Annotated in this window: 8 protein-coding genes; 1 reads left to right on the forward strand and 7 read right to left on the reverse strand. The window is 41.1% G+C overall.

Annotated elements, in window-relative coordinates:
• Positions 1–73: 73 nt before the first annotated feature.
• A complete protein-coding gene (locus tag Q8W26_RS17230; RefSeq protein ID WP_101214003.1) occupies positions 74–457 on the reverse strand; it encodes a TnsA endonuclease N-terminal domain-containing protein in 384 nt (127 codons plus the stop codon).
• A gap of 533 nt (positions 458–990) precedes the next feature.
• On the opposite strand from Q8W26_RS17230, the gene Q8W26_RS17235 reads away from it, so the two are divergent.
• Positions 991–3,189: an AAA family ATPase gene (locus tag Q8W26_RS17235; RefSeq protein ID WP_101214002.1), complete on the forward strand. Its 2,199-nt coding sequence runs from the start codon at positions 991–993 to the stop codon at positions 3,187–3,189.
• Between the two features lie 220 nt (positions 3,190–3,409).
• On the opposite strand, the gene gcvP is transcribed toward Q8W26_RS17235, so the two are convergent.
• The 6 genes from gcvP to ubiH all read right to left on the reverse strand — a co-directional run bounded on the left by gcvP (position 3,410) and on the right by ubiH (position 12,355).
• Positions 3,410–6,292, reverse strand: a complete 2,883-nt coding sequence (gene gcvP, locus Q8W26_RS17240) for an aminomethyl-transferring glycine dehydrogenase (protein WP_101214001.1) — start codon at positions 6,290–6,292, stop codon at positions 3,410–3,412.
• A 151-nt stretch (positions 6,293–6,443) separates the two neighbouring features.
• The gene (gene gcvH, locus Q8W26_RS17245) at positions 6,444–6,833 is read right to left on the reverse strand and encodes a glycine cleavage system protein GcvH (RefSeq protein ID WP_101214000.1); all 390 of its coding nucleotides are present in this window, start codon (positions 6,831–6,833) and stop codon (positions 6,444–6,446) included.
• An 83-nt stretch (positions 6,834–6,916) separates the two neighbouring features.
• A complete protein-coding gene (gcvT, locus tag Q8W26_RS17250) occupies positions 6,917–8,014 on the reverse strand; it encodes a glycine cleavage system aminomethyltransferase GcvT (RefSeq protein WP_101213999.1) in 1,098 nt (365 codons plus the stop codon).
• Positions 8,015–8,279: 265 nt separating this feature from the next.
• Complete coding sequence (locus Q8W26_RS17255) at positions 8,280–9,437, reverse strand: HD-GYP domain-containing protein (RefSeq protein ID WP_101213998.1); 1,158 nt, start codon at positions 9,435–9,437, stop codon at positions 8,280–8,282.
• 411 nt (positions 9,438–9,848) lie between these two features.
• Complete coding sequence (locus Q8W26_RS17260; protein ID WP_101213997.1) at positions 9,849–11,123, reverse strand: FAD-dependent monooxygenase; 1,275 nt, start codon at positions 11,121–11,123, stop codon at positions 9,849–9,851.
• A gap of 11 nt (positions 11,124–11,134) precedes the next feature.
• The gene (gene ubiH / locus Q8W26_RS17265; RefSeq protein WP_305473839.1) at positions 11,135–12,355 is read right to left on the reverse strand and encodes a 2-octaprenyl-6-methoxyphenyl hydroxylase; all 1,221 of its coding nucleotides are present in this window, start codon (positions 12,353–12,355) and stop codon (positions 11,135–11,137) included.
• Positions 12,356–12,592: the final 237 nt, after the last annotated feature.

Consider the following 12,592-nt stretch of genomic DNA (forward strand, 5'->3'; position numbering starts at 1 on the left):
TCTCAAGTGGATAAATAGTGAGGTTATTATTCTAAAAGCCCATTAACATTGGTAGGTGGGGTTAATTGACCGCTTACCTTTTATTCATATATGTAACAACAAAGTCGGTTGTCATTACATAACCTAAATTCGTTTCCCAATCACGTGGGTGAATTGCATTTAAAGCTATAGCAATATCAAGCGTCTCATCAATATCAAGAGCATACTGCTCTTCAATTTTTACAACACTTTTAGATGAAAGGATCTTCTTATAGGTTCGGTATTCACCGTCTGATAACAGGTGTACATGCCGCTTTTGAATAGGACAAAATAACCAATGACGTCGACCAATTTGATTTACATCTCGCACGGTGAGATAAGGTCGGTATTTTTCAAGAAGATCCTTCTTCCATTTATTCAATTTTTTAACAGTTTCTTTGTTTACTGTTACCTCAGTTCTTCTTTTTAACTTGCTCATTTTTCCACCTTTTCAAAAAGGCGAAATGTAGCAAAAACAATCTATACACGGAAGACTGCAAAAGCACGTAACAGTATGATATAATTAGACTTTATTATACAGTATTGGCTAAAATGTCATTAGATGTTAAATATTAGAAATTCAAAACCAAAACAGAAATGGATAAGTAATTGATAGATATGAAAATGAAAAAACAGGCTGATTTAGCATACTAATAAGTATCTATAATGGCATTTAATAAAAAACCTTCAAGATATTCATATTAGTTATATCAACAGAGTACCTATTCCAAAATGTTCTATCCCAAAATCAATTTATTTTTTTAGATTAATATAAAAATGGTAAATATCAGTTAATTCTTTGAGGGAAAACACCCTATTACTAAATAGGACTATCTTTTTGATATGTTAATACTCTAATATTTTCATCTATAAATTAAACTCAGAATAATACGGTTGAATGTTTCTAGCATGATAAAGTTCAACTCTTAATAGTTGCTCATAGGCATTCCCCCCTAATCACGGAAGAAATATATGATTGAATCAATTTCTATACAAGGAGTGGCAAGTTTTCAAAACCCTACCCCTGTATCACTCAATACAAATAAGAAAATAGTGCTGTTTTATGGCCATAACGGCACGGGGAAATCCACAGTAGCAAGATACCTTCAGGATACAACACGTATTAACTATAGTAATTGCAGCTATGTGTTACCTAATTCACAAGACTATGAGACCTTAGTTTACAATACTGATTTCGTTGAAAAAAACTTCTCGCAAGATAGCTTCGAGGGTGTATTTACTTTAGGTGAGACTAACGTTGCGGCTGAGCAAGCTATAAGCACAGCAGAATTAAAGATAAAAGAACTAGAAGAACGGAGAGTTCAAAAGCAAACTATTAACACTCAACATAAAGAGAAAAAAAATACCCAAGTTAAAGCAATTAAAAACAAATGCTTTGAAATTAAAAAAGAGCATGACAAAAAAGATTTAGATCACTGCTTAGTTGGCTTTAAAGGCTCAGCAGCTTCGTTTTATGATGAGCTTCTAAAAACAGCCCTAATAGAAAAACCTGACTACACGTTTGAAAGTTTAGCTACAGAATCTAAAGAACTAAATAATAAAAGCGCTGTACCAAAAAGTATGATTCCGACCGTTGTTCTAAACCTAGCTTCGAGCGAATCAAATACTATTTTAAGTGAAGTAATTGTAGGCTCTAGTGATAGTTATTTAGCTGAGTTAGTCGATAAACTTCAAAACTCAACTTGGGTAGATAATGGACGTATTTACCTCGATGATGCTGAAAGCAAATGTCCGTTTTGCCAACAGGCAATTGATAATGAATTAGTTGAAAATATTAACAACCTTTTCGACGTTTCGTATGAAGAAAAAAAGGATGAATTAAGGGCCTTACAAAGCGGATATAAACAAGTTATAGATAACTTTAACGATACGTTAACAGCCACTCACTATACAGCTCTTAATGATACTAAATTTGACCTAGCAAAAGAAAAACTATCGAATGTATTGCAAACAAACCTTACAAAACTGAATCAAAAATTAGCTGACCCAAGCATTAAAGTTAACCTGGAAGCTACGGCTGATTTAGTACTGGCTATTAACGATGTAATAAGTGATAAAAACATTTCTAGAAAAGCTTTTAACGCTAAATTAAGTAAGAAAAAAGAGTCTCTCGCTGCTATTAAAAATAAATTCTGGTCTTTGGTTCGTATAAAATACGATGCTGAAATTAAAGCTCACAATACTCTAATTGAATCAATAGACACAGATATTAAAAAGACTAAAACAGAAGAACGCGACCTTACTTCAGCGATACAAGCTCAAAACGAAATTATTGCTGAAAACCGTAAAAAAATCACCAATATTGAAACATCGGTCATTAGTATAAATAATCAAATTAAATCGATAGGTTTAGAAGGCTTTGAGATCAAACAACAGCCAGGTGAAAATAACCATTATTACCTTTGCCGTGGTCTTTCTTCGTGCGGGAATGATGTCTATAAATCGCTTAGTGAAGGTGAAAAAACACTCATTACTTACCTCTACTTTTTAGAGCTATGCCAAGGAAGCGTAGACAGTGATTCCTCAACCCCAAAGAATAAGAAGATTATTGTCGTTGATGACCCTATATCAAGCTTATCTCATAATTATATTTATGAGATCGGGGCTCTTACGCATAAAAAGCTTATTCGAGGCTACCAATATGCACAAGTCATATTACTTACTCACAGCCTTTATTATCTGCATGAAATGTTAAAGTATTTGCCTAAAGGGAAAGACAATGCAGGTAATGATAAATTTGATAATAAATGTAATTTGTTTAGAGTTCTTAAAAATACTAATAGTAGCATTGTTCCTATGGGAAGAAGTGATATAAAAAACGATTACCAGTCATACTGGCAGATTATAAAAGACGCTCAAAATGGCAGTACTAATAACATTGTTTTACCTAACATAATGAGAAATATACTCGAATATTATTTTTCTTTTGTACATAAAACAGATGCGCTCAAAGCAGCACTAGATGCACTTGAAGAAGCAGATGCTGAATTTTCCCCTTTCTTTAGGTTTATTAACAGAGAATCACATTCTGACTCTGTAAATATAAATGATTTAGGGGAGATCGACTCGGATAGATTTATTAACAAATTTAAAGATGTATTCATCAGGACTGATTTTGAAGAGCATTACAATAAAATGATGGTGGTATAGAACATAACTAAATATGTGATAATAACGAAATGACAAATCCGATTAATATCTCAAGTAATTCTATTCACCATATTCATATTGCATAAAAAAAGCGAACCAACCGGTTCGCTTTTTTATTTAGTCTATTTTGATAGTTTAGTTAGTCACAATCTCTATTTCGGTCACAACCTTTATTAAAATAGTCACAAACTTTATTATCAGTTACCAGATCAACACCCAACTAAACATAGTCCTCAGTCGGTACACATGAACAATGTAGGTTACGGTCGCCGTATACGTCATCGATACGGTTTACTGTAGGCCAGAATTTGTTGTTGCGTACTTCTTGGGTTGGGAACACAGCCAGTTCACGGTCGTAAGCACGGTTCCATGTAGGATCCATGATGTCGTCCATGGTGTGTGGTGCGTTGTGTAGCGGATTGTCTGTTTCGTTCCACTCGCCTGATTCTACTTTAGCAATCTCAGCGCGGATAGCGATTAGGGCATCGGCTAAACGGTCGATTTCAACTTTAGACTCAGACTCAGTCGGCTCAATCATTAATGTGCCAGCTACTGGGAATGACATGGTTGGAGCATGGAAACCATAATCATTTAAACGTTTTGCAACGTCCATTTCTGTCACGCCAGACGACTCTTTAAGTGGGCGTAAATCAACGATACATTCGTGTGCTACGTAACCGCCACGACCCGTGTAAAGAATTGGGAAGTGCTCGCTTAGACGCGCTTTTAAGTAGTTCGCGTTTAAGATAGCCATTTGCGTTGATTGACGTAAGCCTTCGTTACCTAACATCGCGATGTACATGTATGAAATCGGTAAGATGCTTGCGCTGCCGTATTGCGCTGCTGATACTGCGCCGTTGCCAGACTCAGGACCTTTAAGATCGATAACACTGTGGTTAGCCACAAACGGTGCAAGGTGTGCTTTAACACCGATAGGACCCATACCTGGACCACCGCCACCGTGTGGAATAGCGAATGTTTTATGTAAGTTAAGGTGAGAAACGTCAGCACCAATGCTACCCGGCGACGTTAAGCCAACCTGTGCATTCATGTTCGCGCCGTCTAGGTAAACCTGACCGCCGTGCTGATGGATGATGTCACAAATCTCACCAATCGTCTCTTCGTATACACCGTGAGTCGATGGGTAAGTGATCATGATACACGATAAGCTGTCTGATAATTCTTCAGCTTTAGCGCGTAGGTCGTCCATATCAACGTTACCTTCGCTGTCACACGCTGTAACCACAACTTTCATGCCAATCATTTGTGCAGACGCAGGGTTAGTACCGTGCGCTGATGATGGGATTAAACAAACGTTACGGTGCGCGTCACCACGGCTCTCGTGGTATTTTTGAATCGCTAATAAACCAGCGTATTCACCTTGTGCACCTGAGTTAGGCTGCGTACAAATTGCATCGTAACCAGTGATGTTCACTAACCATGCTTCTAGCTCTTCAATCATTGCCACATAACCTTTCGCTTGGTCTTGTGGACAGAATGGGTGCATGTTTGAGAATTCGTTCCAGCTAACTGGCAGCATTTCGCTTGCTGCGTTTAGCTTCATCGTACAAGAACCTAAAGAAATCATTGAGTGGTTCAATGCTAAATCTTTACCTTCTAAACGACGGATGTAACGCATCATTTCAGTTTCGCTGTGGTAGCTGTTGAACACTTCGTGCGTTAAATACTCTGAAGTACGCTCTAGGTTATCAGCGTAAGAGAAACCAGCGACTTCACTATCAAGCGTTGCAACGTCTAAGCCGTGATCAGTACCTAAGATGATATCGAATAATTGCGCTACGTCTTCACGTGTGGTTGTTTCATCAAGTGCGATACCGATTTGACCCGCTAGGTCACGACGGAAGTTAACACCCGCTTCAACGCCGTTTGCTAAGATAGCGTCTTTGTCTTCGCCAACGTTAAGCGTGATCGTATCAAACCATGTGTCGTTTGCTAGCTCAGCACCTTTGGCTTGTAAGCCCGTTGCTAAGATAGTCGTTAAACGATTGATGCGTGTTGCGATGTTTTTCAGGCCTTTAGGACCGTGATAAACCGCGTAGAACGACGCCATGTTCGCTAGTAATACCTGTGCAGTACAGATGTTTGAGTTAGCTTTTTCGCGGCGGATGTGTTGCTCACGCGTTTGCATTGCCATACGAAGAGCCGGCTTACCGCGCGTATCTTTAGATACACCGATAATACGACCCGGCATAGAACGCTTATGCTTGTCACGTGTTGCAAAGAATGCTGCGTGAGGACCACCAAAGCCCATTGGAACACCAAAGCGTTGGCTGTTACCAAAGACAACGTCTGCGCCCATTTCACCTGGTGATTTAAGTACTGTTAGTGACATTAAGTCAGCCGCGACAGTCACAACCGCTTTCTTCGCTTGAAGATCTGCGATTAATTGCTCGATGTCATCTACTTGACCGTTTGATGCTGGGTAGCTAAGCATCGCGCCGAATACGTCGTGGTTTACCGCGTCAGAGGCTGGGCCAACAATCACTTCAAGACCAAAACCTACCGCACGAGTTTTAACTACGTCGATGGTTTGTGGGTGAACGCCGTCACTAACAAAGAATAAGTTTGATTTTTTGTTTTTAGAAACACGCTTAGCTAAACCCATCGCTTCTGCGCCAGCAGTCGCTTCGTCAAGTAATGACGAGCTTGCTAGATCTAAACCAGTTAGGTCGATAGTTAGCTGTTGGAAGTTAAGAATTGCTTCTAAACGACCTTGCGCGATCTCTGGTTGGTATGGCGTGTATGCCGTGTACCAGCCTGGATTTTCTAATACGTTGCGTAAAATTACACTTGGCACGTGTGTGTTGCTGTAACCCATACCGATGTATGTTTTTAATACTTGGTTTTGATCCGCTAATGAACGTAAGTGAGCTAATGCTTCAACTTCAGTGCGGCTGTCGGCTACATTTAGCCCTTGTTTTAATAAAATCGATTCAGGAACGATTTTTTGCGTCATGTCTTCTAAAGACTCTGCGCCAATTGCAGACAACATTTGTTGTTGCTGCTCAGCATCTGGGCCAATATGACGGGCAAGAAATTCTTGTTTATTCTCTAATTCGGTTAACGAAGGTACACGGGTCATGATGACTCTCTTCTCAAAATAAGGGCTGATGGCAACAAGCCAAGTTCAGCGTATAGAATTAAGTAAGTGTGCTAGCTAAAAATTTAGACTAAGCAAAAAACAATAAAGCCCCTTTTGCCTACGCATCAGGGGCTTGGTGTATTAACGAAGATTATTCTTCGTCAACAACCGCTTGATAACCTTCAGCGTCTAGAAGGTTTTCTAGCTCAGAAGCGTCATCCGCTTTAATTTTAAACATCCAACCGTCGTTGAACGCGTCAGAGTTAACTAGCTCTGGAGAATCTTCTAGCTCTTCGTTGATTTCAACAACTTCACCAGTGATTGGTGCGTAGATGTCTGAAGCCGCTTTTACAGATTCAGCTACGGCTGCATCTTCACCTGCGTCGAACGTGTCGCCAACATCTGGTAAATCAACAAAAACCATGTCACCTAAAAGACCTTGTGCGTGCTCAGTGATACCAACAGTGAAGATTCCGTTACCTTCGTCACGAACCCATTCGTGTGAGTTAGCATATTTTAATTCAGCAGGGATATTGCTCATGAGTTTATCCTTTATCTTTTTAACTGACGCAATGCGCCATCATAATTTAATTTTTAACTTGCCCACATCAGGTGGGCAACGAATTAGAAAGTTTTCTTGCCGTTACGGACGAAACCCGGCTTAACTACTTTCACGTCTACAAACTTCTTACGCATTTCAACTTGGGCTACTTCACCAATTGAACGAGGCACACGAGCGATTGCTACACTGTGACCCAACGTCGGCGAGAATGTGCCAGAGGTAATGATACCTTCTTGTTCAGCACCTTCGCTATCAGTAAATACAACTTTTTGACCGTGACGTAATACGCCTTTCGCTTCTAGGATTAAGCCAACTTGCTTGTGTAGTTTACCAGAAGCTTTTTGCTCAACTAAAGCAGAACGACCAATAAAGTCACGCTCACTTGGTTCCCAAGCAACAGTCCACGCCATGTTCGCCGCTAATGGAGAAACTTCTTCATCCATATCTAAACCGTAAAGGTTCATACCCGCTTCTAAACGTAGCGTGTCACGTGCGCCTAAACCACATGGGCGAACATCCACATCTAACAGTTGCTGCCATAAATCAGCTGCTTGGTCGTTGTGAACGATGATTTCGTAACCGTCTTCACCAGTATAGCCTGTTGTTGCGATAAATAAATCGCCAGACGCTACTGCGAAGAATGGCTTGATGCCTTCTAATAATGCATTTTGTTCAGCGTTAAATACTTTAGCCGCTTTTTCTTTAGCGTTAGGGCCTTGAACCGCGATCATTGCAAGTTCTGGTAACTCAGTAACTGTTACATCAAAACCAGCTGATTGCTTGTTGATCCACGCCATGTCTTTTACGCGAGTCGCTGAGTTAACCACTAAACGGTAGTAATCGTCAGTCATGTAGTACGTGATTAAATCATCAATCACACCACCCGCTTCGTTTAGCATGCCGCCGTACATTGCTTTACCTTCAACAGTAAGCTTTGCTACGTCGTTTGCTAATAATTTTTGTAGGAACGCTTTCGCTTGGCTACCTTTAATATCAACCACAGTCATGTGTGATACATCAAACATACCCGCGTCTTGACGTACGGCATGATGCTCTTCGATTTGCGAACCATAGTTGATTGGCATATCCCAACCGTGGAAATCAACCATCTTAGCGCCAGCTTCGATGTGCTTATCAAATAAAACAGTTTGTGCAGCCATTAGAGATCCTCAAGCTTTAAATATAGTGCTACAACCCATGTTGGTGATAATTTCACCGGGATGTAGATTTTAGTGGCGAGATTATAGCTTTTTTGTGAGTCAGGTTACAAAAAAAATTTCTGATTTTTCACATTTAGGGAATTTAGGAAACTTATGTTTCTAATTGGGGAATTTATAATAAGACTAAAGGCTATTGATTCTATTAAACATTTAAAAAATGATTCAATTTATACATGCTTTTTAGTCTCTTATTCTGTTTATTGTTTTAGCCTTCTTTTTCTAAATGTTCGAAGATTTGTTTCATATTTAAGTCAAAATCATCGGCTCTGACACATTTTACAATTTGTTCATTATCTGCAACAGACAGGTCAATGTTTTTAGATACCTCAAAAGACTTTTGCTTAATGTCATAAAATAGCTTAACTCGTGGCCTTACAGAGTCAGACTCATTGCTTTGCTCGACAATCGCTAAATGTTCTGAGTCTAACTTCACAATTGATCCCACAGGGTAAACCCCCATGCATTTAATAAACGAAACCACTAAGTCATTATCCAAGTGATTTTCTTCTGCCAAATTACGTAAAATACTAAAAGCTTTTACTTGTGAGAAGCCTTCTTTATAACAACGATTAGCCGTGAGGGCGTCATAAATATCACAGATTGAGATCATTCGGCCATAACGTGATATGTCATCACCACCAATGCCATTTGGGTAACCCTGCCCATTAACCTTTTCATGGTGTAACGCCGCAACCTCAAGGCTCAGCGGCGAAATGCCCGGTGTTTTCTTAATAATCTCGATAGAGTGATTAGCATGACTTTTCATGATTTCAAACTCTTCGTTGGTTAGCTTACCGGGTTTATTAAGGATTTCATCAGGGATCATGATTTTGCCAAGGTCATGCATAAAGGCACCGATGGCTAATTCTTTGATGGTTTCTTTATCTTCGCCAAGGTGCTTAGCAAACATCGATAACAAGATCGATACCGAAACTGAGTGTTCTAACAAGTATTGATCTTTTTGGCGAATATTAAGCACACAGGCCAATGCATTGGGGTTTTCAAAGATCGTTTCGATGGAGTCACTAGTAATTGACTCAACCGAACCAACATCAATGGGCACGCCATGCTTAGCATCATCGAGCAGACGTTGTTGCACTGCTTTCGATTCATTAAACAGTTGCGATGCTTTGGCCACATCTTGCATGAAAGGAGTTGCTTGCTCTGGGGAGATGTTGGTATGAACTCTTTGTTTAGCTGGATCGACGATTAATGATTGAATGTTTTTATTTTTGAAGTATTCGATGGTGGATTCATCTTTAACCCAGCCGGGCTTGGCCAGTTTAAAGTTACCGGTTTGCTCGGCAATATCGACAACATACATTCCGATAGCTAATTCAGAGATATCTAGCTGTATAGTCATTAATTGCTCCCCGCCCCTTTATTTTTTAAATGTGCACTCCTTAAATTCGCACAATACTGCTTTATAAAGTAAGTATAGCCACCGAGGAGAATTATTGATCTTGACCTTAGTCAAAAAAATAAGCAAGAAAAATATTATATTGTATACCCTCCACTTAAAGGGTTTCATTCAGGACCTCACTTTGCTACCAACAACGAGATCCCGGCTAAAAGACTGCCGGGATGACACATTTTGGTACTGCCGAGGCGACTAATCAACGTCGTCCTGAAGTGGATTATTCAGGACCTCGCTTTACTGCCAACAACGAGATCACGGGTAAAAGACTGCCGGGATGACACATTTGGTACTGCCGGGATGACCCGCCACCGTCGTCCTGAAAGTGGGTTATTCAGGACCTCGCTGTATAGGAATTTAACTTTCTATCAGCGGTTTAGACAGTTCAGGTAAATCATCGGTTAATCCCATCGCATGACGGATAAACATTTCTTTGACTGGCGGCACTTTATCTACGGCAACCAAACCTAAATCTCGCACCAATTTCTTCACCGGGTTAGCACCAGCAAAGAGCTGCTTAAAACTTTCCATCGCTGCAATCATTTGCATCGCTTCTGATTTACGCCAGCGCTCAAAGCTGCGTAAGTTGGCTAATTCGCCAATGTCTTTGCCTTGTTGGTGATTGTCTAAAATAGTTTGCGCTAAAGAGGCTGCATCTAAGAACCCTAAGTTAACCCCTAACCCAGCCAGAGGGTGAATGGTATGTGCAGCATCACCAATAAGGGCAATACGTTCTTTGGCAAAACTGCGGGCATAGCGCATTTTCAATGGGAATACACCGCGTGGTGACACCACCTGACAATAGCCTAAGCGGTTATCGATTGCCGTGGTGAGACGGCGGTTGAACTCGACCTCATCACAAGCTTTAAGCTCAGCCGCTTGTTCTGGAGGCAGTGACCACACAATTGAGCACAAGTTTTGACCATTACCTTGGTTATCAAGCGGCAAAAACGCTAACGGTCCTTGCGGCAAAAACGCCTGCCGTGCAATAGCGTCGTGTGGTAAGTCAGTTTCAATAGTCGCAACGAGTGCATGGTGACCATAATCCCAACTCGTGAGCGGGATATCAGCTTGTGAACGTAACCATGAATTTGCGCCATCAGCACCAACAACTAATTTAGTCGTTATTGCCTGAGTGACGGACTTATTTTCTTCACCCGAACCTGTAAGATTTAGCCACGATTCTTTATCGCCCATCGCAACACTTTGGCAATGAAATGGGTGAAATAAAGTGATATTGCTTGCTTGTTCGGCTTGCTGCCACAGAGCGGCTTGAATAATAGAGTTTTCAACGATTGCCCCTAACGAGCCATCAGTAACTGCACCAGTTTTTAGTTGACTAGCATCAAAGGCGATTTTACCAAAACTGTCTTGATCCCACACCTGCATTCCTTGGTAAGGTTGGTGTCGAGATTGTTCTATGTGAGCCCAAGCGCCTAAACGCGAAAGTAAATTCTTACTCGCTTGACTTAACGCACTGACCCTAATCTCATGGTCTACAGGCAGGCTTAAATCGGGTGTTCGGCCTTCAATCACCGCAATAGACAGGTCACTATCAGCCAGTGCATTTGCAAGCGCCAAACCGACCATACCGCCACCAATAATTGCTAGATCAAACGATTGAATATTCATAACTTTCCTAATTAATTATTAGCGATTGGACGTAATGGCGATAAATCATGAGACCAGCCAAGCATTTGATGAGCTACAGGCTGCTTTAGTGAGTTAAAACAACTACTCAGCTGCAAGCCAATATTGCGCCCCATCGCCATCGCCCAATAGTCGTTGGAAAAAATAGAGACTAGCCCACTCGTTGCCAGTACAGTTTGATTACGATCATCACTTCGCTGTTTTTGATAAGCATCTAAGACACTAAATTGGCCAATATCTTGTTGCTTGATAACGGCTTGAGCTATCTGACTAATTAGCCCTGCAACGTCACGCAAACCTAAATTAAAGCCCTGACCTGCAATTGGGTGTAGTGCTTGTGCTGCATTACCAATAAAAACACAGCGGTGATGTGTGGTTTGTGTCGCTAAGCTTTGAATAAGCGGGTATGACACACGTTTTCCCGTTTGTTCAAAAGTACCTAAGCGATAACCAAAGGCTTGTTGTAGTTGGGCTAAAAACTCAGCATCGGGCAGAGCCATTAGCCTGTCGATATGTTCAGAATGCATCGACCACACTAATGAGCTGCGCCCTTGCGACATAGGTAATAACGCCAGAGGACCTTGCTCGGTAAAGCGTTCATACGCCCAACCTTGATGGGCTTTTGAGGTAGTGATATTGGCAATAATCGCCGATTGGTTGAACTCTGTTTGCTGCTTAGTGATATTTAGCAGCTGACCAACTTTTGAAAACCCACCATCAGCAGCCACCAGCAACTTAGCTGATAGTTGTTGTGAATCAGCTAGAGTGACAGTTACTTGTTCGTCGGTTTGCTCTAACGCAACCACGCTATTTGGTCTGAACCAGGTGACATTATCGCTCGTTAATTTCTGGTGAAGTAAACGGCCACTATCAACCAGTTCAACGACATAACCTAAATCAGCGACTTGATAATCGTGCGGCTTGATTGTCGTTTGCGCAAAGTGGCCACGGTCGGTAACTGAGATATTAGATATCGGCGTCGATATGTCGCGAAAGCCTGACCATAAGTTGAGTTGTTCGAGGATTTGACGAGAGCCGTAAGATAATGCGATAACCCGGGCATCAAAGCCTGGGTGAGTGGAGTCGTCAGTTGACGCTTCAATAATTGCTATATTGAGTGAGTGATTCGGTCCTAAAATGTGGTTTAGTCCACAGGCTAGGGTTGCTCCGGCCATTCCGCCGCCATTAATGATAATGTCAAACTGCTGTGTCACTACTGACTCCATTATTTTTTGATCCTATTCATCACATCGTCGTCCTGAAAGTATTTTATTCAGGACCTCGCTCTACTGTAACAAAAACGAGATCCCGGCTAAAAGCATGCCGGAATGACGATTTGTGGTCACTGGCCCCTACATCGTCGTCCTGAAAGTATTTTATTCAGGCCTCGCTCTACCGTAACAAAAACGAGATCCCGGCTAAAAGCATGCCGGGATGACGCATACTTGTTA

Source organism: Psychrobium sp. 1_MG-2023 (genome assembly GCF_030689115.1).
In the GTDB taxonomy this organism is placed as follows: Bacteria; Pseudomonadota; Gammaproteobacteria; order Enterobacterales; family Psychrobiaceae; genus Psychrobium.